This is a genomic window from Steroidobacter flavus (assembly GCF_042651805.1).
Classification (GTDB): domain Bacteria; phylum Pseudomonadota; class Gammaproteobacteria; order Steroidobacterales; family Steroidobacteraceae; genus Steroidobacter; species Steroidobacter flavus.
The window spans coordinates 1,620,247-1,646,477 of record NZ_JBHSDU010000015.1; the positions used below are offsets into that span (position 1 = coordinate 1,620,247).

The 26,231-nt window shown below is 61.1% G+C and carries 14 protein-coding genes and 1 pseudogene; 6 read left to right on the forward strand and 9 right to left on the reverse strand.

Features of this window, described 5'->3' with window-relative positions:
* Window positions 1–7: 7 nt before the first annotated feature.
* A pseudogene (locus ACFPN2_RS34355) lies at window positions 8–448 on the forward strand (alpha/beta fold hydrolase); the annotation flags it as partial.
* 16 nt (window positions 449–464) lie between these two features.
* Here ACFPN2_RS34355 and ACFPN2_RS34360 read toward each other — a convergent pair.
* From ACFPN2_RS34360 to ACFPN2_RS34375, 4 genes are all read right to left on the reverse strand, one after another.
* On the reverse strand, window positions 465–761 hold the full coding sequence (locus ACFPN2_RS34360; protein ID WP_380605191.1) for a hypothetical protein: 297 nt from the start codon (window positions 759–761) through the stop codon (window positions 465–467).
* Window positions 762–783: 22 nt separating this feature from the next.
* Window positions 784–1,779, reverse strand: a complete 996-nt coding sequence (locus ACFPN2_RS34365; protein WP_380605193.1) for an RHS repeat domain-containing protein — start codon at window positions 1,777–1,779, stop codon at window positions 784–786.
* Entirely contained in the window at window positions 1,772–5,797 is a 4,026-nt protein-coding gene (locus ACFPN2_RS34370; protein ID WP_380605195.1) for an RHS repeat domain-containing protein, read from the reverse strand. Before ACFPN2_RS34370 ends, ACFPN2_RS34365 begins: the two co-directional genes overlap by 8 nt.
* 989 nt (window positions 5,798–6,786) lie before the next feature.
* Window positions 6,787–7,662: a LysR family transcriptional regulator gene (locus ACFPN2_RS34375; protein WP_380605197.1), complete on the reverse strand. Its 876-nt coding sequence runs from the start codon at window positions 7,660–7,662 to the stop codon at window positions 6,787–6,789.
* A 104-nt stretch (window positions 7,663–7,766) separates the two neighbouring features.
* Between ACFPN2_RS34375 and ACFPN2_RS34380 the strand changes: the two genes are divergently transcribed.
* Both ACFPN2_RS34380 and ACFPN2_RS34385 read left to right on the forward strand, forming a co-directional pair.
* A complete protein-coding gene (locus ACFPN2_RS34380; protein WP_380605199.1) occupies window positions 7,767–8,702 on the forward strand; it encodes an NADP-dependent oxidoreductase in 936 nt (311 codons plus the stop codon).
* A 23-nt stretch (window positions 8,703–8,725) separates the two neighbouring features.
* Window positions 8,726–9,595, forward strand: coding sequence for an SDR family oxidoreductase (locus ACFPN2_RS34385; protein ID WP_380605201.1), 870 nt, complete (start codon window positions 8,726–8,728; stop codon window positions 9,593–9,595).
* Window positions 9,596–10,520: 925 nt separating this feature from the next.
* On the opposite strand, the gene ACFPN2_RS34390 is transcribed toward ACFPN2_RS34385, so the two are convergent.
* Window positions 10,521–12,203 (reverse strand): tannase/feruloyl esterase family alpha/beta hydrolase, encoded by a 1,683-nt coding sequence (locus tag ACFPN2_RS34390; protein ID WP_380605203.1) that lies wholly within the window; start codon window positions 12,201–12,203, stop codon window positions 10,521–10,523.
* Window positions 12,200–15,583 (reverse strand): glycosyl hydrolase, encoded by a 3,384-nt coding sequence (locus tag ACFPN2_RS34395; RefSeq protein WP_380605205.1) that lies wholly within the window; start codon window positions 15,581–15,583, stop codon window positions 12,200–12,202. The genes ACFPN2_RS34390 and ACFPN2_RS34395 overlap by 4 nt, the downstream gene beginning before the upstream one ends.
* 210 nt (window positions 15,584–15,793) lie before the next feature.
* Here ACFPN2_RS34395 and ACFPN2_RS34400 point away from each other — a divergent pair, with 210 nt between their 5' ends.
* From ACFPN2_RS34400 to ACFPN2_RS34410, 3 genes are read left to right on the forward strand one after another with little or no spacing between them, the layout of a single operon-like run.
* Window positions 15,794–18,583, forward strand: coding sequence for a TonB-dependent receptor domain-containing protein (locus tag ACFPN2_RS34400; RefSeq protein WP_380605207.1), 2,790 nt, complete (start codon window positions 15,794–15,796; stop codon window positions 18,581–18,583).
* 21 nt (window positions 18,584–18,604) lie between these two features.
* On the forward strand, window positions 18,605–20,212 hold the full coding sequence (locus ACFPN2_RS34405; RefSeq protein ID WP_380605209.1) for a long-chain-fatty-acid--CoA ligase: 1,608 nt from the start codon (window positions 18,605–18,607) through the stop codon (window positions 20,210–20,212).
* Between the two features lie 10 nt (window positions 20,213–20,222).
* Window positions 20,223–21,818 (forward strand): hypothetical protein, encoded by a 1,596-nt coding sequence (locus ACFPN2_RS34410; RefSeq protein ID WP_380605211.1) that lies wholly within the window; start codon window positions 20,223–20,225, stop codon window positions 21,816–21,818.
* 4 nt (window positions 21,819–21,822) lie between these two features.
* On the opposite strand, the gene ACFPN2_RS34415 is transcribed toward ACFPN2_RS34410, so the two are convergent.
* The 3 genes from ACFPN2_RS34415 to ACFPN2_RS34425 form a co-directional block, all read right to left on the reverse strand.
* Window positions 21,823–22,653 carry a PAS domain S-box protein gene (locus ACFPN2_RS34415; RefSeq protein ID WP_380605212.1) on the reverse strand — a complete coding sequence of 277 codons (831 nt, stop codon included), beginning with the start codon at window positions 22,651–22,653 and terminating at the stop codon, window positions 21,823–21,825.
* Window positions 22,654–22,796: 143 nt separating this feature from the next.
* The gene (locus ACFPN2_RS34420) at window positions 22,797–23,624 is read right to left on the reverse strand and encodes an extracellular medium-chain-length polyhydroxyalkanoate depolymerase (protein WP_380605214.1); all 828 of its coding nucleotides are present in this window, start codon (window positions 23,622–23,624) and stop codon (window positions 22,797–22,799) included.
* Between the two features lie 283 nt (window positions 23,625–23,907).
* Window positions 23,908–26,231: calcium-binding protein (locus ACFPN2_RS34425; RefSeq protein WP_380605216.1), on the reverse strand; the 2,324-nt coding region annotated here is incomplete at its 5' end.

Sequence of the window (26,231 nt, forward strand, 5' to 3'; positions counted from 1 at the left end):
TTTTGCGGAGGACACGTGGACGATTTGCACGATCTATGCGCAGAATTTTGAATTCGCCACACACAGGTATCGGGATGAGTTTCTAAACGAGGTCCGGCCCGAGCTGGCCCAACGCATCAGTCCCGATCTCTGGAAATTGCATTGGTCGTTGACCACGCCACGGCGCAAGGAGATTGCAACCGAGGTGATCGCGGGGTTGCGCGACAACCTCACGTGGTTCCCAAAATATCAAGCGTATCTACGTCGGCATCAGCCGCCGACACTAATCGTCTGGGGGCCGCAAGATGGCTACATGACTGAAGCGTCGGCACGCGCCTATCTGCGTGATCTGCCGAACGCCGAGATGCACATCCTCGATGGCGGCCATTGGCTGCTGGAAACGAATCTTGCTGAAGTCGTCGCGCTCACGCGAGCGTTTTTGTCGCGAGTCCCGGGCGCCGTGGCCTGATGAACGTCCTCAGGCCTCAGTCTTGCTTGCCGAGATCCGATTGATGGCGGATCCCGTGTTCATCGATGCGACAGCACCACCTGGCGTTTGAGCCCCAACCGGTACTTTGGTTTTTCTCTACCCGTCCGCTGGCCACCAGATTGTCAGGCTCACCGCGCTCATTCACGTCATCCATGTATACGTCTATCGCCATCGCCTCGCGCAATTGAACCAACGCTCCGGCGACATCCCGCTTTGTATCCTCGGCGCTGAGCAACACGAGGTCGGGCTCTAGCATTTCATTGAAGTCGACGTACAGTTGCGGGTTGGGCACGGTATCTACCTCACGCGAGCGATCACTTGCCCCGCTGAGCGGGCGGAACAGGGTTGTCTATGACCTTGAACAGCTCTTCAAGCTTCTCCGCCGTCAACCCCTCGACGGTGGCGTGGTTCGGATTGTTCGGCGTGCCGTCCGGCTCAATCTTCCCGCCGGCACGGCGGATGTCACCGACCGTTGTCACACCCACCTTATTATTCTTGAACGGCTGAGCGAGTTCCTCAACGCTAGCACCCGTCTTGCTCTGCGTCGAGACACCTTTGAGCGTTCCATCCGCCTCTTTCGTCACGCCGCTACCATGGGTGAACTGGTCCGCCTTGCAGGTTCCGCCACGACAGACCAGGGTCGAGTCCGGAAGGTCGTCGCCCCTGTTGGTGACGCGCTTGGTGATTTTGGCAAGCTTCGCGGCATTCTTGATCGTCGAGAGACCACTGGTCGCGGTACCGACCGCAGCGTCGATGGCAACCTCGCCCCAACTAAAGCTGTCACGGATGCCCAGCGCCATCTCGATATGCTGGATGGCCACGTTTTCGACAGCTGCTTTGACGCCACCGACGATGAAGTTGATGAACTCACCATCCGGGTCGTTATAGCGATAGGGATTGTTGGCCGCGTAGGCGTAGCGCGTGAAAGTATGCGGCTCCGACTCGACGAAGCGAATTGGATCCACCGACATGAACCGGCCGATCACCGGGTCGTAATGGCGCGCCTGCATATAAAGCGTGCCTGTTTCGACATCCTCCACGTGGCCAGTGAACCAGCGGTTGTTGTCGATCGAGGCCGCATATTCCGCGTCGTTCTGAATGCGCTGCCCGTATGGCTCGTAGCTGCTGCGCCAGATGTAGTAGCCCTTGGAGTCGGTCGCCGCGATCGGCGAGCCAGCCACGTCATTGTGATAGTAAGTGACCAGCTCGCCCGCGAGCGCCGTGCCCCACACGCCACCGAGCGCGAGCGATGCGATGAGGATTCGACACAGCGCGCCGAGCGCCCTGCCCGCTTGCATCAGGTTAGTCATTGAGGATCATCTCGATGATGGGAACGATCGCCGGGTTGAACGTCGGATGCGGATCCGTTGCATCGGGCACACCGTCATTATCGGTATCGACCTTGTTCGGATTGGTGCGCCGTTGCGATTCCTGCAGGTTGGTCAGGCCGTCGCCGTCCGCATCCAGGCCCGCATCGTTCACGAACGGATTGAGCCCGAAGCGCACCTCATAGCCATCCGACATACCGTCGCCATCGGTGTCCGCTGACGTGAACTCCGTGCCGGCTACGTACTCCGCGAGGTTCGACAAACCATCGCCATCGGAATCGAGCGTCGCATCGGCGGGATTGGTCATCGAAGAGCCCAGCTGCAGCTCGATGTGATTCGGCAGACCATCGCCGTCGACATCCGGGTTCACCCCAGCGCCATAGTCGCGGCGCGCGACCAACTTGTCGCCGGCATAGAAAAACTCGCTCGACTGCGTGGCCGTCACGTTGGTCTGATACATGAGCAGGCCCGCGAGGTTGTAGAGATAGTAGGTATCCCCACCGGAGGCCGAGGAACGGATGCGCTTGCCGTTGCCATCATACTGATAGCTCAAACCGGACACCGAAGGGACCGAGACGAGCTGAGAAGCAGTGTTGAAGGTGTAGGAATACAGTCCATTGTTCGTGACATTGCCGTACACGTCATATTGAAGCGCGTAGTTCACCGCGCCTGTAACGGACGACAGCCGATTCGTCGCCGGATCGTACTGCAATGACTTCGTCGTGGAGCCCAGCGCGATCGAGGTGATGTTGTCGGCCGTATCGTAGACGAGCGTGCCGAGGCCCCACGGCCCGTCCGCACCGGTCAACCGATGGACACCGTCGTAACGCAGCTGTCGGCTGTTACGAGTATCGCGGTAGTCGACGACGGTGGTGAGATCGCCGCGCGCGTTGTAATCCAGACCCACCGACACACGCTGGACCGCACCCCGAGCGACCACGATCGAATCGGGATAGTTGCGATCATCGAGCGTGAACGTGAGCTTCTGACCATTCCCATAGGTCATGGTCTTGAGCTCGCCGTTGGGATGATAGCCGAGGCTGTTTGCATAGCCCCCCACGGTCGTCGCACGACCCAGCGCATCCGGGTTGGTGAGGATCTCGGTGCCGCTCGGATAGGTGATCTTCTTCAGCGCATCGCTGGCGTCGTACTCATAACCAAGCCCGAAGGTATGCCCATTGGTCGTGAGAATCTCGGTTCCGAGGCGGCGCGCGGCATCGTACGTGTAGTCCCAGCGACCGCTGCTGTTGGTCACCCACCGCAGCTTGCTGTCGGCGTAGTAGCCTTTGTTCACATCCGGCGTGGTCCCCGGATAATCGATATCGGTGAGTCGATTGAGCGTGTCGTAGGTATAGATCGTGGTGCCGGAGTTCGCAACCTTGGAGGTCTTGAGGTTGCCGGGCTCATCGTAAGTGAACTCGGTGGTGCCGGTTTCCGGCTCGATGACCTTCCACAGCAGCTTGGTCGGGTAGTACACATACTCTCGCAGCACTGAGCCCTGCTGAACGCTGGTCAGATTGCCGAGCTTGTCCCTGCCAAGTCGAGTGTCGATGTATTTCTTGGTCTCATTCGGATTGGTCGGCAGGTAGTAGCTCTGTTGCACGGTCATGAGCTCCTTCACGTCGGGATTACCGTATGAGCGGTAGTACTGGTAGGAGTGATGAGGCTCGCCTCCAGAGGGCTCCACGAAGCTGATGTACTCCGCGTTGTCTTTGTATGGGGTGGTGCCAGACTCGACACAGTAGTAACAGATCGACGCATAGCTGCCGTCAGCCGTGTTCGTCTCCCGCGTCTTTCGATCGAACACATCGTACTGATACGACAGCCCGCGTACCTCCGTAGCCGACAGGCTCGGAATGGACTTGAAACTGAGCCGCCCGACAGGGTCGTACACGTGGCGGACGTAGGTGGCCTCATTGGCGGGCTTGGTCACGTCCCACTCTTTGATCTCGCTGACTCGCCAGAGTGCATCCGTGGTGACGGTCTTCTCGAAGTTGCCACGAGTGAGCACCATCCGGGTCGCGGTCGGCCATGTGATGTTCGTAATCGCGCCGAGCGGCGGAGTAAGTTTGGTCGGCCGCTTCAGACCGTCGTATTCATAGTAGGTCGTATTGCTCAGCGGGTCTTTCGACCATTGCACCGTGCCGTCCGGATTGACCTCACGCTCGTAGGTCACGCCCAAGGGAAGCTCCTCGCGGCGAGCCGTCCCGCGATAATAGTTGGTGTAGGTCTGCGACCGCTGCACACCGTCCTTCATCCAATATCGATGATGCAGACTGCCGTCGGCATGGTAGTCGTAGCTCTCGGCGATGCCATATTTGTTGACCGACTGCAGCTTGCCGTTGGTAAAGAACGTTCGATCGATGATGCCTTCACCAACGACCTCCTCCGAGTCCACCACGTTGGCGATCCACGGCGAGGCGCTCGAAAAATAGGTGTAGTTGGTCTGGCGGCTGGCGTTGCCGTTCTCAACCATGGTCGCGGGCAGGCCGAAGCTGTCGAAATTCGACCAGGCCGTCACATACGACAGCCCGGGTGCGAGTTCCGCAATGGTCTGCGATTGCAACGGCACGGGCTTTCTCTGATTGGGCAGTGAGTACGCCCCCAGGAACGACTGCCCGATCGCGGGCAGGTCCGCATAGGCCGGCGTGACCGTTCGGTACAGTACCGAGCCATCGACGCTTGAAATGAGCAGCGTTTTGAGCAACCCGGGTAACAAGGGATTGCGTGGCGCCTGATACAGATAGTTGTCGTTGTAGACATCGTGCCAGCCGCGATGGAAGGTGTACGCCTCGCGACGCGCCGGACCATCGATCGTCACGTACTCATAGTCTGTGTCCATGGATTTGGTATAGGTCCAGGACGAGGTGGGAATCGTCGACCCGGTAACGGTTCGCGTATTAACCACACTGCCGCGATAAGCAATCGGCTTGTTGTATGTGTAGTTCACCGAAGCCCCGCTTGGCGTGGTCACTCGAGTCATGCCCGGCCCGTTGTAGATCAACGCTCCGTCGCTGCTGTTGAGGTAGGTCCACTGCAATCCTTCCGGCTGCACGACGCGTTCCAGGCAGTTGCCTTGCCATGCAAAGCGACCGCTGCCCGAAGAGCACGCCACGTAATAGAAGCTCCAGGTCCGTCCATTGAACGTAAAGGTCTGCAGCCTCCGCGAGGAGGGTGCCGTGCTTTCGGGGTAGTAGTTGAACGTGACTACGCGACCGTCATTGGCCGTGATACTTGCAACCCGGTTTTGGTATTGGATGCCAGAAGGCTCGTAGGCATACGTGAGCGTATTCCCATGGACGTCCGTAACCGTCGTCGCACCGAAGATCTGATAGCCCGGGAACGAGCCGAACCACTGGTCGCCGAATTTCAGCTGCGTCCACTCATGCATCAGGTAACGCGTGCCGTTGGGCGAGGTCACCTCGAACCCCCGCCCGGAATTCACACAGCGAACGATCCAGTTGTCCGCCGTCACGTACTTCACATCCGCAGGATACTGGGTCGCCGTGTCGAGCTTGCGCAGGAGCTGGCGCGGACGCTCACCGGGCATGAGCAGCACCAGCGGTCCGCTGTACCAGTTTCCCTGCGTGTACACGGCGGGCTGGCCGATCGGCTGGTCGTACAGCTGAATCGTGTCTGGCGGCCCGGGCTCCTCACATTGCGGCCCCCGCGTGGTGATGTGAGGGGTTGTTTGCAAATGGATTCTCGGAACTTCCAGCTCCCAGTTTCCGAGCGGCCCATACACGGGCGTCTTGCCAAAAGAGCGGGACACGACGATATCGAGGCCGCCGTTGCCGGGAACGATGAGTTCCTTGGTCTCCCAGGACAACGTCAGCGTGCGTACATCGAGGTACTCACCCTCGAATTGACCCACATTGGTCGAATTGAAGCTGTTCTCCGGCTTGCCGAAAATGTCCTGAGGCGTGATCGCCAGCGCTGAGCTGACCATCAAGAGCCAGCCCAAGCCGATTGCGATGAGAAAGCGCTGAGATCTGCGCACGGTGATCCAAATCAAGTTCACAGCCGAGCGACAGCCCGCGCCCCGTTGGTTACGCGAGACGCCACTAGTTGAGGCGTTGGCAAAAGGATGTTTGAGACCCGCTGCGGCAGGGATCCGCGACTCAATGATCGATCAACGGGATGGCAGACGGGAGATGATCGATCGGCACAGATGGAATAGCGAATATCAACGCCATGACCTTCCTTAGCTCCTCATCCGTAATGTTCTTGGTGTCCGTAGTTGTATTTTGAGACTGCAACTCTGTCAATGCTTTGCAGATGGAATCAGGGTTTGGCCGAATGCGGCACAGACCGTTTGCTCGTGGACAAGGCATCGGTTGCCCGTACTGTCCAAGAACTCGATCACATTGAGTTTCGCCGCCTTTTCGGCAAAACTCCAAACACCGCTCAGCGAACCTATATCGCCGTTAGTTCAGCGAAACTCTCTCCTCGCCATCGGACCTCGATCACTGCGCCCAGCAGCCTCTATAAAATAAAACCCCAAACCCGCCCGGCTTCCGGGCTCTTTAGGCATGCTTCTATAAAATTCGGACCGGCAACCTCGCGATTTCCCTGATCGTTTAATTTGACTCTTAATCAGTTGGTTATAGGTTCGAGTCCTATACGGCCCACCACTTTCCTGGTTTGAAATCTGCGACTCAGCATCTTCGTCGTTCGCAGAAGTCATCGCCTCCCTAAAATTCTCCCGAAAATTCGCGCGGTCTCGCGGGACTGCGGATGCAACCGTCGGAACCTCGTGGTCGTAGAGCACTACCATTCGCTCGCTGTTGTGACCACTCGCGCGCTGCTTCCGACGGCGCGGTGAACAAGGCACGAGGTAGTGCGGATCGAAGCGCATGAGCAGGCGCTAACGCTTGAGGTCGTTTCTGGACTCGGTGCTGGTCCGATTCGTGCGCGCGACGTGGGCACGCTCATCGAGATTCATCATCTATGACGATCTCAACGTGAGAACTTCGAGCGATCAGGCTTCTATTGTCCTAGCACAAGAGACACTCCCGGGTATCGGTTGCACATGAATTCGACGAACGCGCGAACCTTGGGCGACGGAAGGCGTCTGGAGGTGTGCAAAACCCAGAGCTCGACCTCGGCACCCGTGACCGTCCCCCACTGAACCAACTCCCCGCGAGTAAGTTGGCTCCATGCGATGGACTGCGGAATGAGCGCCGCGCCAGCGCCGGCGACAGCAGCGTCGCGGATCATCAGGAACGATGAAAGTCTCAGCTTAGGGATGGGCTCTAAGACCAGGCGGCCTTCGTCGAGGTCCCAATTGGTGGGTTGAAAATTAGAGAACACGATGCCGGGCACTTGTCTGACTTCGCCAGGGCTCGGCATGGGTACAGAAGGCGCGGCCACTACAACCAGCCGATCTTTGGCGAAGCATCGGCCGACCAGGCTGCTATCCGGACTCGGGTTGATCCGAATGGAAACATCGAACTGTTCCTCGACGAGGTCGACCATGCGGTCCTCTGCCGCGACCTCGATCGTGACCTCCGGATAGGCCGCACAGAACTCGGCGCTAATCCGACCCATCGCGAGTTGCGAGAACAACACCGGGGAAGCAACCCGCAATCGCCCGCGAGGTGTCGACAGTCCCTCCCGAGCTGCGGTCATCGCTTCAGCCACCTCGTGCATCGGCCCCTCTGTTCGAGCCATCAAGGCCTCGCCAGCTTCGGTGAGCTTCAGTCCGCGTGCGCTACGCTCGATGAGGCGGACGCCGACCTCATCTTCCAAGTCCGCGATGCGCCGAGACAGGGTCGCCTTCGACCTGCCGCTTGCGCGGCTCGCCTTTCCGAGCCCGCCATTTGTGGCAACGAGCACGAAGTCAGCTAGAGCGTTCAGGTCCATCCAGTGTTCCGTTTTTGAAACCAGGCGTCTCGATTTTGGCGTCTTCGTATCGCCCGTGCAACGGCCTATCTTGCAGTCGTCGCCATCAAATACGAGGACGTGAAATGAACACCACGCAACGAGCAGTACTGATTCGAGCCTATGGACGCGCCGATGCCGCCAAGGTGGCCGAGATCGCAAAGCCCGAACCCGGACCGGCCCAGGTACTGGTCCGAGTTCGCGCGGCCGGCATCAATGGCATCGATTGGAAAGTGCGTGAGGGCTATGTGCGAGACGCTTTCCCACTTCAACTGCCGGCGGTACTAGGCATCGAGCTCGCGGGCATTGTTGAGGCCGTCGGCCACGGCGCGTCGCGCTTCCAGGTCGGCGATCGGGTCATGGGCCCGGTCGGCGGACTTGGAGCCTACGCCGATTTCGTGACGGTGAACGAGGCGAACCTCTCCCTCACGCCTGAAGGTCTGAACGACGTCCAGGCGGCCGCTATACCGGTCGCGGCCGTCGCGGCTTGGCAAAGCCTGCATCACGCGGGCCCGATCCGCTCAGGCCAGCGAATTCTGATTCACGGCGCGGCAGGTGGACTTGGCGGCTATGCCGTGCAGTACGCCAAGCGAGCAGGTGCCCAAGTCTTCGCAACCGTATCCACCGCTCACATCGAGTATGTGCGCAGTCTCGGCGCGGACCACGTCATCGACTACCAGACCGAACGTTTCGAGGACATCGCTCGAGACATCGAACTCGTACTCGACTACGTAGGTGGCGGCGTTCTCGATCGCTCCTGGCAAGTCCTGACGAAAACAGGCGCCATCGTGGGCACGTCGTCGCCCGACATCCTTGCGCGCACGCCTGCTGGACGCCGCGGCTTTTGGTTCGTGAACACGCCCGACGCAGCTCTGCTTGAAAAGCTGGCTGCAGACATCGCAACCGGCGCGCTGAAATCCAAAGTCAGCGAGGTCGTCCGTTTCGAGGACATTCCTGCGGCCATCGAACGCAATCGCACCGCCTCTCACGCCGGCAAGGTCGTGGCGGACTTCTCGCTCTAACCCACTATTTCCTGGAGATTCACATGAGCATTCTCGTCACCGGTGCCACTGGCACCATTGGTTCTCTCATCGTTCAACGCTTGGCCGACGCCGGCGCTGAGGTCAAGGCACTCGTTCGCCAGCGGGGCAAGCGGAGTTTTCCCGCCGGCGTCACCGAAGTGGTCGGGGACCTAACGGATGTGTCTTCGTTACGCGCAGCGCTCACATCGGTGCGAACGCTATTCCTGTTGAATGCCGTGACACCCGACGAGGTGACACAAGCGCTCATCGCGCTGAACTTGGCTCGCGAGGCCGGCATAGAGCGTGTTGTCTATTTGTCGGTGATCCACGCGGATAGATACACGAATGTTCCGCATTTCACGAGCAAGCACACCGTCGAGCGCATGATCGAGAGCTTCGATATGCCAGCGACCATCCTGCGTCCCGCTTACTTCATGCAGAACGAACGCATGGTCCAGCAGGTGATCCAGAACTATGGCGTCTACCCGATGCCCATCGGCTTGGCTGGCGTCTCGATGGTCGATACGCGAGACATCGCCGACATAGCCGTTGCCGAGCTCCTGCGCCGGGACAGAGCAAACACTCCTCTTCCGCGCGTATCGATGGATTTGGTCGGTCCGGACGTGCTGACGGGCGCGTCGGCAGCAAAGATCTGGAGCTCTGCTCTAGGCCGAGCGGTGACTTACGCGGGCGACGACGTGGCCGCTTTCGAAGGACAGATGGCCTCGTTCGGTCCCGCTTGGCTCGCCTACGACATGCGCCTGATGATGGTCGGCATCCAGAAGTTCGGCATGAACGGCGAAGCGGACGCAGTGGATCGCTTGCAGACCATTCTGGGTCGCCCTCTGCGCACGTATGCCGATTTCGTCAGGGAGGCCGTCGCCACGGCCTGAGCGGGGCCTTCCGCCCTCCACCGCTCGCCGCGGCGGAGGGCTCTTTTTGCGAGCCGCCGTCAATCGCATTAAAAAACGCATGCCTGGGCCCCGGGACTCGAATGGTGCGCATGCGGACCGGCTGCGTAGTGCCTTTCCACTGGCACACACCCTCCGAAGAAATCGTCATTCTGCAAGGAGCGCTCTCGTATCAGGATGCACTGACGGCTGACTACCAGCGCTTCAAGTTGAACTCCTTTCTTGTCAAGCAGATCGCCCCAGCCGAGCGCGTGACATATTCTCCGCAACGTGAATATTTCTAAGGACCGGTCTCGTTGCACGCGGGCACTAGGCGCGCCATAACCCTGCGATCCACCGTCGTCGCCCTCGTTGCCGGCCGTGATCTTGCGCTTTGAACGGCTGCATCCCACGCCGCACGTAAACGCGGCCGGAGGAACTCGACGAAAAGCATCGCATGGACCGGAGCTATCCTGCTGTGCGCGACCGCACTTAGCGGCTGCTCGGCTCTAACTTCCACATCAGAGTTTGCGAATCAGCCCCCACCCCACGGACTACTGGTCGCACCGCCAATTGTTGCGAAGACTGAGCCAGCGACGCGAGTCATCGTGTATAGAGACGGAACATTCGCCGGCTCGGCGAACAATCGATGGCTTTCGCTAAACAAACAATTGATCGCATCGCTCATGCCGCTGCAACGTGTGGAGTTTGATGTGAGCCCAGGCCGCTACGAAGTCGGCTCACATTGCTTTGCATGGGGGCAATGGAAAGAACAGCTGGTTACATTCGAAGCGCACGCTGGAACGACGGTGCGCTATCTACTCAGCAATTGTGCGGAAGTGTCGGAAATGACAGAGGGCGAGGCGCGCCTATGGAGCCAAAATCGGTTGGTCAAGGTGGGCCCATAACCGCGTACCGAGACGACACTCTAACGTTCGCCAGCTCGAAGATCGGCACACGCATAGCTCGACGAGTCCGCCGGGTTGCCGGTGCCGTTCCACTTCGCCTGCTTGGGATAAGCGCAGATCACTCCGCTGCGCTCCACATCGGCTCGTTTGGGATCGAACAATGCCCGCACCATGTCACGCGCTCTGATCGCTCGCACCGATTCCGGCGCGGTGCCCTCTTCTACCCATCGCTCCAAGGCCGCTGACAGATCGACGGCGGCATTCAATGGCTGTGTCGCTGCCGTGAGGCCGCCGAAGCTACTCGGGCCCGGCCCCGCCAGACAATGCTGCATGCCAGGCACCATGAACAAACGGGCGAACGATGCACGCTGCTGCTCGCCCATACGCTCACCCATGCTCTCGAAGTATTTGATGGAGTTGCGCGGCGGTATCGCGGCGTCGGCCCAGCCATGAAACAAAATCAGCTTGCCGCCGCGACGTGCGAACGCACTCAGGTCGGGATCGGTGGCGTTGAGCACGGATCCGACCTTTTCCAGAACCAACGGGGGATCGCGGTCGAAATTGAAGTCGGTGAACTGCCAGCTCTCATTGCCGGTGATCATGCTGCGCATGAAGCTCGTCACCATGCGCCCCTGATTGCTGTTGCCGGCGCCCGAGCCGAATATCCATCCGTCCCAACCGATGCCGGGCACGGGAAAGCCCGCTTCCGCGCCGGGGTCGAACCCAGGAAACAACTGCACGCCGTTGGCTGTACGCGGACCCTGGTAGATCGAACGTAGCGCCTCGACCTGCGGGGTCGTGAGGCATTGTTCGGATTGCCCGGGTGCGCACAGCAGTCGCTCGGGCTTGAAATTACACGCTTGCGGTCTCGACACGACACCATCGCTGACACCATCCAGGGCATCGCACTGAGCGTTCACGCCAGCCTGAATCGTCGCCGCCAGCGATGCTGGAATATACGCACCCGGCTTGAGGAGTGCCTGCGCGTTCCAAATGAAGCTGAGCATGAGCCCGGTCCAATCATTCGCGGGAGCGCCGGCAATGATGCCGTCGTAATCGTCGGGATAGCGTTGCGCGGCCATCAACGCCTGGCGTCCGCCGTTGGAACAGGAGATGAAGTACGAACGCTTGGCGGCTTTGCCGTAATACGCCTGCAGGATGGCCTTGGCGTTGGCCGTCGCAAGGTGCACCGCGCGGTGACCATAGTCGATCACCTTTTCCGGATGGCCCTTGGCCCAGGAAGCGTCCTCGTCCTTACCGACATGCCCCGTGTCCGTCGACACGCCCACGTAACCGCGTTGGACAGCCGCGGCGAGTCCGCTCTGATAGTTGATCGAACCGGCGAAGCCGCCATTGCCGCCGGCGTGCAGCTTGCCATTCCATGCAGCCGTCGCCGGCAGCCAGACCTCGAATTTGATATCGGAATCGTCACCGGGCCGGAGGGTGGCGCGCACGCGGCAGTGCTCGGGCAACTCATCCGCCAGGCTCCAATATTTGCTGCCGTCACGATAAGGGCCCGCCGCGGTCGTCACCGTACTGTCGATGCTCGTGTCAGGTAGCGACAACGCCTTCAAGGCGTCGCACGCGGACGCATGTGCCGCGATCGGCTCCAGCGTTGCCAGCGACAAACAAACCAGGGACACACGAGCGAAGAATGGAAACATCGAGCGGTGACTCCATTGAAATGAATAGGCAGGCGTCATTGGCGAATCGCGGCCGGCAGCTCGCGATCGAGCGTTACCGGTCCGAGCAGACCCGACGGTCGCAACGGCGCATCAGCTTCGTAAGGCGGATAGGTTGTAAACGTAATTTTCCGGGCACCCGGCTGCGCATCGCCGATCAGGCGATTGGCCCACAGATTCGTCACGCGAATCTCGATGCGGTTGCCGCCGTCGTGGAGCGCGTCGGTGATATCGAGGCGATACGGCGAATGCCACAGCACACCGAGCGAACGATCGTTGATTAACACCTCCGCAAGCTCGCGCACATCACCCAAATCCAGCATCAATCGCGCGCCGTCGCGAAAGCGTGGTACTTCCAGATCCTTGCTGTAAGCGACCGTTCCGGAGAAATAGCGAATGGCGGGGTCGTTACTCTGGGTCCACGATCCAGCGGCCAGCTTCTGTGACGATGTCGGCCCGCCGCGTCCAGGCTGAAAGCGCGCGTCCCAGTCGCCGGACAACGTCGCAACTCTCGTAACCCTCTGCTTTGGTAGCACGATTGCGTTCGTCGTGGCCGGCTCGCGAAACACGACGAAGAACGCGTCGTGCGGCGCGAACTGTAACGACACAAAGGTCCGACCCTTTTCGATCCGATACGACACCGCCTCTCTGCGAGCGTCGTCCGCGCGCCAGATTTCGGGACGCTTGCCGGTCACGCGAAAGCTCATTTCGACAGATTCGCTGCGCGGCTTGCGATTCGTCAGGAAGTACACGTCGCCGTCGTCGAGGCGTCGATGCAGGAACATGATGTCACTGTCCGGCTGCGGCTTTCGATAATCGACATCGCGAGGCACGCCAATCATCGCGAGCGCCGCATCCACGTCACGGCCGGGTATGACACGACCTTTCGCGGGCGGCGCTCCGCCCCACAGCCGACTCGCGATTGCGTCGAACTCAGCCGGATCGTCCGCGAGACTCGGACTCGCAAGCGGTCGATTGCCGACGACGCTCGCGCCTTCGCTCACCAGCGCGTCGATACGACGGAGCACCGGCAATGTCATCTGTTCGCTGCTGCCGCCGAGATACAGCAACCGATATCGCATGCCGCTGACGGTCACGAGATCGCCGTCCTGGACCCGCAGACGGTTCAGGAGCACATCGCTGTTGGCAAAATCGAACCCGTGACCGGTCGGCCCGTCGCGCGTCGGTTGGTCCGCATACAACGCCGTCAGGGGTGCTTCCTCGCCGTAGAAATAAGCGACATCGGCAACGAACGTGCCTTGTTGTAACAGCTGGCTGGTGCGAGCGAGATATGAAACCCACGCGCTCGCCTGTTCGGCCCACGTCTCGTTGCGATTGAAGTATTGGCCGAACACCGCCAGCGAAAGTCCCGGCGGCCGGTCGATCAACGGCTGATGCACCGAGGTATGAATGACGGGCCGATTGACGCCGAGGACGAATTCCAGATCCATCATCGGCTTCAAATCGCGAGGTGCATGAGCCCACGGCGCAAACGCGGACGTGAGCGACTCCGCCGCGACCAGATTCTGCCCATATATATGAGCGACCGAAGCGGCGCCTCGAATGTCGGCGAACCGGGCCGGTGCCGGCGCGCCTGCCTCGGGGGAGTAAGTCCACATCGCCGCCATCGGTACCGCGGCATGCCGGCGCATTTCCATGTCGTCGCCGAGTACCGGACGATCGCGCTCCAGCGCCTCGCTGTAATTGATCAACCCGCGAGCCCGAGCAGTGGCGGCAATCTGCCCATAGTGATGATCGGCGAGGAGATCGGCCAGCGTGCGCCGAAAATCGTAGAGGAATCGGTCGCTCTGTTCGGCGCTGCCGACGATGACGCCAGTGAGTGCCGGCATCCAAGGCGTGAGCTCGTAGCCGCGGCGCCGGCGGAACTCGACCGGTAAGGATTCGGTCCAGTTCTGCGCGCCCACTTCGATGCTATCCACGAGTAGCGCGCGAATCCCTTTTGCACCGAGGCGCTGAGCGCCTACTGCGTTCTCATATTTGCCGAGATATGCGTCGAGATAGGCATTGACGTGACCGCGATCGAGTTTGTCGACTTCGAGCCCGGTCGCCTCGGCTGTTGCCGGATGATTCTCCTTGCCAGTCAGCGAGTACCCGAATCGCACGATCCGCCACCGTCCAGCCGGCGGCGTCCAGGCGAGCGTGCCGTCCGGCTGCATCTTTTGTGTCAGATCGATCACCCTGTCGAGCGGCACCGCGTCGGCGGAGTCGACTGGCGCGGTCGCCAACGCATAGTAATTTTCCGCTACGGCATAACCAGCCTTTTCCTCCGCATGATGAATGCGCGGTGTAGCAAACAAACGCAGCTCGCTCACTTGAAAATTTGGCGGCGGCTCGCGCTTGGCAAACAGCCCCAACTGGTTTGCGCCCGAGGCAGGGGCGCTGAGCAGATCGGTGTGTGGCGGCGGCGGTGGCGGCCCGAAGCACACACGAAAGTAACGTGCGGTGACGGCGGCGAACGATACGGTCTGTTGCAGGATCGCGCTGAATGTCACATCTGCCACCTTGCGATAGCGGACGCCGTCTTCGCTCGCCTCGAGCGTCGGCGCCGCGGCGGCCGAGCGGAAGAAGTCGGTCCGTTTCGGCAGGGCCAGTAACATCGAGCCGATCGATGCAGCCCGGCCGTAGTCGAACGTCAAACAGGCAGGCGCGTCGGCAGTACCGAACTTCAATGTGAGCGAGTTCGTCAGGATGCCGTCGCTCAACACCGTCGCATCGATCGACTCGCCGCCATTCGATGTCACCCGAGGAGATCCCGGCGACGAATGACGCCCGACCACGGGGTACGCGAGGACTGCCGCGTCCGCATAGAAACGCACCGAAGGCTTCGGCGTGCTGAGCAGCGTCGACGCTTGCGGAATATCTTGAAACGGACCGCTCACCGTCGGCGGCGGCGGCAACTTGCCGATGAACGCGGTGCCTCCGGCGATTTCCAGTTCGCTCCACACCAGCTTCTTCATCGCCTGCTCGGGCCGCACCCACGGCCCGCCGGTTTCGCTCCAGCCGGGCGAAGCGGCAATGGCCATCTCCAGGCCACGCTCCTCGGCGAGATCGATCGTGTAGCGCATCGCTTCTTTCCAGGGCGGCGTCATGAACGCCAGGCGTTGCTCCACGACTTGCGGCGTCAGCAACTCGGCATCGAAATTCTGAAAGCCGCCGATGCCGACCCGCTGCATCCAATCCAGGTCGAGCTTGATGCCCTCTTTGGTGACGTTGCCGTTCATCCAATGCCACCACACGCGAGGCCGGGCGGCCGCGGGTGGCTCGACGAAGTCGCGATACACCGGATCGAGTGCACCCTCAGCAAAAGCGCACGGGCCGTGCATCATCCATAGCGCGATGGCAGTCAGGCCGATCGCGCTCCGCGCTACGTTCTTTTGCATCCAACCCCCGATGTGAGATCGGCGACAGTCATTCACGGCGACTGCGCTCGTTGTCGCAGCAGTGTCGGTTCCGGCCCGCGGATGAGCAATCACCCACTTGGAGGGTAAGAACCCCCTGGTGGGTGATTGCCCGCCCGCATGGCGCCATCGACACTGCAGGCACAAACAAAACATCGACGGCTACATGCCGTTAACGGTTGGGGGAACGCTATGAAGAAGCTGGTCCTGAGCACCGCGGTCTCCGCGGTCACGTTGATTGCACACGCCGCTGTTGCGCAAGAGGGGGGACTCGAAGAGGTCGTCGTCACCGGTTCACGCGTCGTTGTCGACGGCTCTCAAGCGCCCACACCAGTGACTGTCGTTTCGAGCGAGCAATTGCAGCTCGCCTCCCCTGGCATCGTCGGCGAGGCATTGAACCAGCTTCCCGTGTTTCGCGGCTCGACCCGCCCATCGACCGGGTCCGTCTCCGCGACGGGCCCGAACTCCGGCAGCTTCCTCAATCTGCGTTCGCTCGGTGCCCAGCGCACGCTGGTCTTGCTCGACGGTCGTCGCCCGACGCCTTCGGCGTTATCCGGCGCTGTCGATACAAACTTGTTGCCGCAGGAATTGATCAGTCGCGTCGACGTGGTCACCGGCGGCGCATCGGCCGCGTACGGATCGGATGCCATCTCCGGCGTGGTGAATTTCGTGCTCGACACCCGATTCGAAGGCGTCAAAGGCCTCATACAAAGCGGCACCTCCACGCATGGCGATGACGACTCCGTCAAGGCGAGCCTGACGGCAGGCACGTCCTTCGCCGAAGGTCGAGGCCACGTTGTCGCCAGCGCCTCGTATTACAAGACCGATGGCTTACAGGATCTCAACGACCGCTCCTGGGGCGCCGCGGGCTGGGGCACCCTGCCCGATCCAACGAATCCTGCTCGTCTGTTGATCCTGCCCAACCTCAACAGCGCGCTCACCTCTGGCGGCGGTGTGATCGTCGCATCGTTCGATCCCGCCAACCGGCTTCGAGGCATTCAGTTTGGACCGGGCGGCACACCCATGCCGTTCAATCCTGGCACGACGCGCGGCGTACTGAATCAGGTCGGAGGCGATGGCGCGCGTCCACGCACGAATATCACTGCCGGAGTCACCACGGCGAGTGCCTTCACTCACGTGGAATATGCGCTGACATCGTCCTTCAAGGTCTTCGCCGAAGGCGCGTACGCCACGGCGGATAATGAATATAACCAGGTACAGCAGTTCATGATCCCGGGCTTGAACGGCCTGACGATCTTCAGCGGCAACGCCTACCTGCCAGCGGCCATCCAGAGCGTGATGACCGCCGATGGCATTCCGGCATTTTCGATGGGCCGGATCAGCTTCGACTTCGGCGGCCCGGCGCACGCCGACGCCGCCAACGAAACCGTGAACCTCGTGACCGGGTTCGACTGGGACATCGGCAACGGTTGGAGCCTGCAGGGCTACTACGAGCACGGAGAGAATCGTCAGCGCATCGAGACCCGCCGCAATGTGATTCACGAGCGCTTGTATGCGGCCGCGGACGCCGTCGTCGATCCAAGCAACAATTCCATCGTTTGCCGCGTCACCCTGACAAATCCCGGCCTGTATCCAGGCTGCGTGCCGATCAATCTGTTCGGCGAAGGCTCGCCCAGTCAGGAAGCGCTCGATTACGTGCTCGGCACCGCTCGTTATCAAACAAAGCTCAAACAAGACGTCGCATCGGTCAGCATGCGTGGCGAGCCGTTCGAGACCTGGGCGGGACCGGTCGGTGTCGCCTTCGGCCTCGAGTACCGCAAGGAACAAGCTGACCAGACCTCAGACCCGCTCTCTCAGCAATTCAATGCCGCCGTCGGCATTCGCGGTTTCCCGAGCGTGTTGCGCACGGCGCCCGGCGGCTACTCGCTGACCAACGCGCAGCCGGTCGGCGGCAGTTATGACATCAACGAGGGGTTCATCGAGCTGCTCGCTCCGCTGGCGCGCGATCTGCCCGGCGCACAGTCGCTCGATCTGAACGCGGCCGTTCGTTACACGGATTACAGCACCAGCGGCGGCGTCACCACCTGGAAAATCGGCACGACCTATCAACCCGTCGAAGACCTGCGTCTTCGAGCCACTCGCTCGCGAGATATTCGCGCGCCGAACGTTGCTGAATTGTTCTCGGGATCGGTGCAAGGCCAGGGTTCCGTGATCGATCCTCAACGCGGCAATGCCCAGACTCCGGTGATCGTCGGTTCGGTCGGCAATCCGCTCCTGGACCCCGAAGAGGCCGATACGTTCACCGCCGGCATCGTCTACCAGCCAGCAGCGCTGCCGGGACTGTCGATCTCGGTGGATTACTACGATATCGATCTCGATGCGGTCATCGGCTCACTCAACGCGCAGTTGACGGTGGACGAATGTTTCGCCGGGTCGGCCCTTGCCTGCGCCAATGTGACTCGCGACAGCGGTGGCGTGATCACCCGGATCGTCACACCGCAGCTCAATCTGTCGTCGCTCAAGACCAGTGGCGTCGATTTCGAAGTCGGCTTGCCATTGCAGGTAGCCGGCGGGCAGCTCGGGCTGCGGCTGATCGCCTCGTATCTCGACAAATATGAAAGCGAGGTGCCGGGCGCACCGGTGATCGATCGCAGCGGTGAAGTCGGCCTGTCGGCGAATCCGCGCTGGTCCGGTTCGCTGAGCGCAACCTATCAAAGCGAGCGCTGGCTGCTGTTCGTGCAGGAGCGCTTCATCGGCTCGGGCACCTACGATGCCGCCCGCATCGACGGCGTCACGATCGACGATAACGACGTCGCTGCCGTTTTCTATACGGATGCCACGGTGGGCTATCGCCTGGGCGAGGATCGATCGATGCAGCTGTATCTCACCGTGAACAACGTGCTCGATAAGGACCCACCGATTGTCCCGACTGGCACGCTCGGCACGTTCTATCCGACCAATCCGACGCTCTACGACGTGATCGGCCGCTATTTCACGGCCGGTGTGAAGTTCAACTTTTGATCGACGAAGGCGACACTTTCCATGCAGGGTTTGATGCAACCATGGCCATTGACCGTGGATCGGATTCTCGACCATGCGGCTCGCTGGCATGGCGAACGAGAAATCGTCACGCGGTCGGTGGCCGGTCCGCTGGTACGAACAACCTATAAGAAGCTTCATACCCGGGCACGGCAACTTTCTGGCGCCCTGCTCGCCGCGGGCATTCGCCCAGGAGACCGCGTCGCGACCCTGGCATGGAATACCGATCGGCACATGGAGGTGTGGTACGCGACCATGGGCATCGGCGCCGTGTGCCACACGCTCAATCCGCGTCTTTTCATCGAGCAGCTGGCCTATATCATCAACCACGCCGAGGACCGGATCGTCTTCACGGATGCGCCGTTTCTTCCGTTGCTGGAACAAACACTGAGCCGGTGCCCGAGCGTCGAACGCGTCGTCGTGATGAGCGATGAGGACGAACCGCCTGTAACGAGCCTGAGAAACGTCCTCGCATACGAGCCGCTGCTCACCGCGCATGCCCCGGCATCGTGGGGCGGCTTCGATGAGAACACGGCGGCCGGCCTGTGCTACACCAGCGGCACCACGGGCGATCCGAAAGGCGTGCTCTATTCGCACCGCTCGAACTTCCTGCACACGTTCATGACACTGCAACAGGACATCATGGGACTGTCGCAGCGAGATGTCGTGCTACCGATCGTTCCCATGTTTCATGCCAACGCCTGGGGTCTGGCGTTCTCCGCGCCGGCGGTCGGCGCCAAACTCGTCATGCCCGGCGCTCGACTGGATGGCGCCGCGATCCACGAACTGATCGAGAGCGAGGCTGTGACGTTCTCGGCCGCCGTGCCTACTGTGTGGCAAGTCCTGCTCCAGCATCTGCTCGCGACCGACGGCAAGCTCACCTCGTTACGAAAGGTCATCGTCGGCGGCGCCGCCTGTCCGGAGCACATGATTCGTACCTTCCACGACCGCTTCGGTGTCGAAGTGTTGCACGGCTGGGGCATGACCGAGCTCTCCCCGCTCGGTTGTGTCGCCGCCCCTACGGCCGACAGGGTGGAGCTGCCCTTCGAAGACCAGATGCCCTGCCGGGCGAAACAGGGCCGGCCGCCGTTGGGCGTGGACATGCGCATCGTCGATGACTCGCGCGCCGATCTGCCCCACGATGGCAGCGCTCATGGTTATTTGCTCGCCAGCGGCCCAGCCGTAGCCGCCAACTATTTCAAGAACGCGACTGCGGACGTACTCGATGAGCGCGGTTACTTCGACACGGGCGACATTGCGAGCATCGATCGCCACGGGTTCATGCAGATCACCGATCGCGCCAAGGATGTGATCAAATCGGGCGGCGAATGGATCAGCTCCATCGCCATCGAGAATATCGTCGCCGCGCATCCGAAGGCGGCGCTCGCGGCCGTGATCGGGATGCCTCACCCCAAATGGAGCGAACGCCCGCTGCTGGTGGTACAACTGAAGGAAGGACAAAGCGCCACGCCGGAGGAACTGCTCGCATTCCTGGAAGGTCGCATTGCCAAGTGGTGGATGCCGGACGAGGTGCGATTCGTGGAGCGCATGCCGCTCGGCGCCACTGGAAAGATCGACAAGAAGCAGTTGCGCGCGTCTCATGCGGTTTGATCGGGGGGGAATGATGTCAGTAACACGGCGCGACGCCACTCGCGGACTTCTGGCAGCGGGCGCTTGCACGCTGCTGCCTGGCTCACCCGGCGCATGGGCCTCGGACCCTGGCATTGCTCCTCTCAAACAATCTTTCGACCCGGCGCGACTGCCTTCACAAGACCGCCTCTGGTCCTGGATCGAAGCGCTCAACAGTTTCGGTCCGCGACTCACCGGCAGCGACGCACATCGGCGCTCACTGGAATTCATCGCCACGGAATTGACGGACATCGGGCTGCAGGTCCAACGCGACAGTTACCGATTCAGGCGCTGGCATCCCAAGCGTTGGGAACTCAGCGTCCGGGAAACCTCCGGGAGTGCGCGCAGCGTGCCGGTCAGCGCATATTTTCCGTACTCGGGCGTCACGCCCGCGAGCGGCGTGCGTGCGCCCCTCGTGTATCTCGGCAAGGCGCCGGATTCGTTCGAATCGGCCGCGGGTAAGATCGCGATCGTCGAGGTCGACACGCCGGACATCGGCTGGCTCCTCAGGTACATGATGTTCACGTGCAAGACGCCGACGCCGGACCCGACCGCCGACTTCCCCGACGACCTGAGCACGCCGCTGATCGGCGGGTTGCTCAAAGCGTCAGGCATTCAGTTGAGTGCGGCCGGCAAAGCCGGCGTGCGCGGCGTAATCTGCGTATGGCGCGGCTGTTCCGAGCAGAATGCGTTGAATCAATATCTGCCGTTCACGACACCCTACCAAGATTGTCCCGCGCTATGGGTGGGACCGCAGAGCGGCGCCCAGCTCGAAGCCGCGGCAAAACGCGGCGCTCAAGCGACGTTGACGATGGAAGCCGATCTGGATCCGCAGGCGTTGACCGAAACACTTTACGCAGTGTTGCCTGGCACGAACGCCGCCGAGACGATCATCATCAACACGCACACGGATGGCCCCAACGCTTGCGAGGAGAACGGGCCGGCGGGATTGCTCGCACTCGCGCGATATGCGGCCTCGCTGCCGAAAGAAGCCCGGCAACGCTCGCTCGTCTTCGTGTTTGCCACCGGTCATTTCCAAATGCCGGAAGTGGGGACCCAGGGTCAATCGACCAGTGCCTGGCTGCGCAAACACCCGGAACTGTGGGACGGCAAGCAAGGACACGCGCAGGCGGTGGCCGGACTGACCCTCGAACATCTGGGCTGCATGGAATGGAAGGACGACGAGCAGCGCCGGCACTATCGCGCGACGGGCCAGCTCGAGCGCGAGCTGGTCTACACTACCAACGCTACGATGGAACGCATCTATGCGGACGCCCTGCGAAGCCGCACGAAAGTTCGCTCGCTGACGCTATCACCGCGCAACAAGGTCTTCATTGGCGAAGGCGCCGCGTTGTACGACGTCGGCATTCCGAGCATTTCCATGTGCCCTATTCCTGATTATCTGTGCACGGCGCCTGCCGATGGCGACATCGGCAAGCTCGACCCCGCCTTCGCTCATCAACAGGTCACCACGTTCGCGAAGGCAATGTTACATATGGATGCCCTGCCGCGCACCGCGCTTGGCGCACCTGACGAGCAAACAACGAATCTCGGCGGCTACTTGTTACGGCTCGCACTGGGCAACTGAAGTCTCATCGGTCTTGAGTCACGAGCCCTAGTTTCAGCGCGGTCGTCACCAGCTCGGCCCGGCGTGTCGCGCCGACGCGGGCCTTGATCTTCTTGATGTGGTCCTTGATCGTGTGCGGGCTGCGATGGAGTGCTGCCGCGATTTCCCGATTGGAGCCGCCTTGCGCCAGCAATCGCAAGACGCTGACATCGAATGCAGTCAGGCCATGTTTGTCAGCCGTGACGCGTAACACCGTGTCGTGCAACTGACGCAATGCTTGCGAGGACGTGCCTGCATCCTGCGTATCTTCTCCCGTGAGTTCCGCGATTCGCGCGTACAACGACATGGCGATCCGTGTACGTTCCTCGAGCAGCGCGACCCGTTCGGATTTGACGGCGATCGCCTCCTGCAGCGAACGTAACGCGCTGATGTCACGGCCGATCCCTTGTCGCCCGACCAGCTTACCGTCGCGATGCAGACTGCCGGCCCGCACTTCTATCAACACCGTGCTGCCATCGCTGCGCAGGAGCTCGACCTCGAAGAAGGGCGTCGCTTCGGTGCCGGCAAGACCCCGACCGAAATGCCTCAAGGCGATTTCGCACGACAGTGGTGTAAGCACCGCGGTGAACTTCTTACCGAGCAGTTCCTCCACCGGGCGGCCCAACAGGCGACCGGCGGCGCGGTTGAGATAAGTGAAGCGCCCCTCCAGATCGAGCGTATAGATGAAGTCCCCCGCCGCTTCGACCAACGCGGCATAGTCCGGCAACGGCCCGGGCGACTGATTGGTGGGCTGGCTCGCAGGCTCTCTTACCAACGAAGCGCGCCCCGCGCCTCGCGATCTCGCCGTGAATGTCATTGCTATCGTGTCCCCCTGCTGATCGACTTATTGTCATGCAGGTCGGACGGTGGCAAGTGTCCACGAATTTAGCAAGGCCGGCAGGGAGTCGCCGTCCGCACTCGCTGGTGCGGACGGCTCGTCTGTTCGACAAACGACCGTTATCAGGGATACGCGTCGAACCAAGGCCGGACCGAGTGGGGCGCAGCGTCGATCCATCGGTGATCCGCGGTCGGATCGATCATTTTAATAGTGACCACCCCCATGGCTACGAGGCGGTCGTAGTACTGGTCCATGGTCCATTGCGGCACCGTTGTGTCAGCGGCGCCGTGCAAGAACAAGGTCGGCGGATGATTCGCCGGCAAACTCCACGGCAGCACGCAAAGCGGCCCGGCACAGCTCGCATAGGAAGCCGCGTCGATGGCGAGGGCGCGGAACTTGCCGCCAAAGCTCACCGCCATGCGGCTCGTGTTGTAGCCGCCGCTGGAAATTCCCGCTGCAAACCAGCGTGCGCTGTTCAGATTGCCAAAGGAACCGGACTGCATGGCCGAGAATAAATTGCTCAAGAACGTGTAGTCGTCGGTACAGGTGTAGCACAGCCACGCCAGCGGCAGGTTGGTATCCCAGAACGCCTGCGAATCCTTGGTTCGTGGCGCGATGACGGCATAACCGTGATCGAGCAGGTCGCGAATGATCCTGGTTTCGTTGAGGCCGCCATAGGGCGTCGTGCTGTCGCGCGTAAACAAAACCGGGTAGCCCGAGCCCTGATACATCACGACCACTGGCCACCCATTCTCGGGAGCCGTGCCCAGCGGGACTTGGTACTGTACCTCGCGCGTGTCGTTTGATTTTCCGGTGATACTCGTCGACTGGTACGTGCACGATATGGTCGTGAGGCCGTTGTTGTCAGTTTCCGTGCAGCGTGATTGAGCCAGCACCGGTGGCGACGACCACGCCACGATCACTGCAACGAACGTCAGCAATCTCTTCATATTCTTCTCCTCGCAGGTGACTTACCGGATGGAAGCAACTTAGGAGGCGACAGTCCGTTATCGCGACTGCGCTTGTTCTCCGGGCAGTGTCGGCCGCAGCCCATGGATCGGCAATCACCCACCAGGAGGGTTATCACCCCCCGGGTGGGCAATAACATGGCGCGGATATCCGATCGGGCGCCGATCAGCCCTGCCCGTGCGCTGTCCAACTACCTTTGTCGAGCACACCCCGCGCTGGCACGCCAATTCGTGCCAGACGCGGAGGAAACGAGGCCTCGTTACATCAAGCGATGCGTGCGACGTTGGTTCGCAACTCGCTCGCCAGCGCCGGCGTTTGCAGGGCCGGGCTGAAGCTCGAATTGCTCGACTGGGCCGCTGCCACACCGATACCGTCGAGATTGCTCAGGCGGCCGTGGTCATAACCGCTTTCGCCGCCGAGCGCAGCACTCTCGCTGCCGGTGCTGTGGAAGTCCAGCAACGCGGACGTCAGTGCCCAGGAGCTCAGCGCCGAAGTTGCCGCAGAACCGCCCGCCAGCACCAACGCTTTCACAGTCGCGACGTCCCAAGTGGTGCCGTCGGCAAAGCGGATCTGGTTGACCGCATAGCCTTCAGGGTGCGTGCCTTCGCCGATGAAGTAACCCACCACCGTGACCTGATCGGTCGTGCCACTGATGCGCACGATCAGATCGTTGCCAGTGCGAGATACGTTCACGTCGCTGACCAGCACACCGTCCTTGAGCTGCAGCACATCCAGCTTGTTCACGGTCGGATCGATGTTGCTGCCATAACGGTCACCTTCGTTGTACAGCGTGTCCTGACCATCGCCGCGACCGAACAGATACGTGTCGCTGCCGAAGCCACCGACCAGCACGTCATTACCGGCGCCGCCGTCGAGAATGTCGTTGCCGATGCGGCTCGGGTGAATGCCACCTTCGGCTTCTTCACCATACAAGTAGTCGTTGCCCGCGCCGCCGATCAGGTGGTCGTCACCGAGGTTTCCCTGGAGGGTGTCGACACCGTCGCCGCCGTAGATCACATCGTTGCCGTCTTCACCCAAGACCGTGTCGTTGCCCACGCCGCCATCGAGTGTGTCGTTACCCGCTGCGCCCTTCAGCGTGTCATTGCCGCCGGCACCGTTGATGGTGTCGTTGCTGGCGTAGCCGAGGATGGTGTCATCACCGGATGTCGGTTGCAGAACCATCGATTTGATCGTGGCCACATCCCAGATCGTCCCGTCAGCAAAGCGCAGCTGATTTACTGCCTGGCCTTCGGCATGTGTACCGTCGCCCACGAAGTAGCCGATCAACGTGACTTGATCCGTCGTCCCCGCGATGCGAACGATGAGGTCGCTGTTCACTCGCTGCACGGTGACTTCACTCGGCAGCACACCCTCCTTGAACTGCAACACGTCCAGCTTGTTCACGGTCGGATCGATGTTGCTGCCATAACGGTCACCTTCGTTGTACAGCATGTCCTGGCCATCGCCGCGACCGAACAGATACGTGTCGCTGCCGAAGCCACCGACCAGCACGTCGTTGCCCGCGCCGCCATCGAGAATGTCGTTGCCGATGCGGCTCGGGTGAATGCCACCTTCGGCTTCTTCACCATACAAATAGTCGTTGCCCGCGCCGCCGATCAGGTGGTCGTCACCGAGGTTTCCTTGGAGGGTGTCGACACCGTCGCCGCCGTAGATCACATCGTTGCCGTCTTCACCCAAGACCGTGTCGTTGCCCACGCCGCCATCGAGCGTGTCGTTACCCGCCGCGCCCTTCAGCGTGTCATTGCCAGCGGCACCGTTCAAGGTGTCGTTGCTGGCGTAGCCGAGGATGGTGTCATCACCGGATGTCGGTTGCAGAACCATCGATTTGATCGTGGCCACATCCCAGATCGTACCGTCAGCAAAACGTAGCTGATTTACTGCCTGGCCTTCGGCATGTGTGCCGTCGCCCACGAAGTAGCCGATCAACGTGACTTGATCCGTCGTCCCTGCGATGCGAACGATCAGGTCGCTGTTCACTCGCTGCACGGTCACTTCGCTCGGCAACACGCCTTCCTTGAACTGCAACACGTCGAGACGATTCACCGTCGGATCGATGTTGCTGCCATAACGGTCACCTTCGTTGTACAGCGTGTCCTGACCATCGCCGCGACCAAACAGATACGTGTCGCTGCCGAAGCCACCGACCAGCACGTCATTACCGGCGCCGCCATCGAGAATGTCGTTGCCGATGCGGCTCGGGTGAATGCCACCTTCGGCTTCTTCACCATACAAGTAGTCGTTGCCCACGCCGCCGATCAGGTGGTCGTCACCGAGGTTTCCTTGGAGGGTGTCGACACCGTCGCCGCCGTAGATCACATCGTTGCCGTCTTCACCCAAGACCGTGTCGTTGCCCACGCCGCCATCGAGTGTGTCGTTACCCGCTGCGCCCTTCAAGGTGTCGTTGCCGGCGGCACCGTTGATGGTGTCGTTGCTGGCATAGCCGAGGATGGTGTCATCACCGGATGTCGGTTGCAGCACCATCGTCTTGATGGTCGGCACGTCCCAGATCGTGCCATCGGCAAAGCGGATCTGATTTACTGCCTGGCCTTCGGCATGTGTACCGTCGC

What these genes read in the sequence shown, in the direction of transcription:
- ACFPN2_RS34365 (WP_380605193.1), bottom strand. Translation starts at nt 1,779, where the DNA reads ATGACTAACCTGATGCAAGCGGGCAGGGCGCTCGGCGCGCTGTGTCGA.
- ACFPN2_RS34375 (WP_380605197.1), bottom strand. Translation starts at nt 7,662, where the DNA reads ATGGACCTGAACGCTCTAGCTGACTTCGTGCTCGTTGCCACAAATGGC.
- ACFPN2_RS34380 (WP_380605199.1), top strand. Translation starts at nt 7,767, where the DNA reads ATGAACACCACGCAACGAGCAGTACTGATTCGAGCCTATGGACGCGCC.
- ACFPN2_RS34385 (WP_380605201.1), top strand. Translation starts at nt 8,726, where the DNA reads ATGAGCATTCTCGTCACCGGTGCCACTGGCACCATTGGTTCTCTCATC.
- ACFPN2_RS34390 (WP_380605203.1), bottom strand. Translation starts at nt 12,203, where the DNA reads ATGACGCCTGCCTATTCATTTCAATGGAGTCACCGCTCGATGTTTCCA.
- ACFPN2_RS34395 (WP_380605205.1), bottom strand. Translation starts at nt 15,583, where the DNA reads ATGCAAAAGAACGTAGCGCGGAGCGCGATCGGCCTGACTGCCATCGCG.
- ACFPN2_RS34400 (WP_380605207.1), top strand. Translation starts at nt 15,794, where the DNA reads ATGAAGAAGCTGGTCCTGAGCACCGCGGTCTCCGCGGTCACGTTGATT.
- ACFPN2_RS34405 (WP_380605209.1), top strand. Translation starts at nt 18,605, where the DNA reads ATGCAGGGTTTGATGCAACCATGGCCATTGACCGTGGATCGGATTCTC.
- ACFPN2_RS34410 (WP_380605211.1), top strand. Translation starts at nt 20,223, where the DNA reads ATGATGTCAGTAACACGGCGCGACGCCACTCGCGGACTTCTGGCAGCG.
- ACFPN2_RS34415 (WP_380605212.1), bottom strand. Translation starts at nt 22,653, where the DNA reads ATGACATTCACGGCGAGATCGCGAGGCGCGGGGCGCGCTTCGTTGGTA.
- ACFPN2_RS34420 (WP_380605214.1), bottom strand. Translation starts at nt 23,624, where the DNA reads ATGAAGAGATTGCTGACGTTCGTTGCAGTGATCGTGGCGTGGTCGTCG.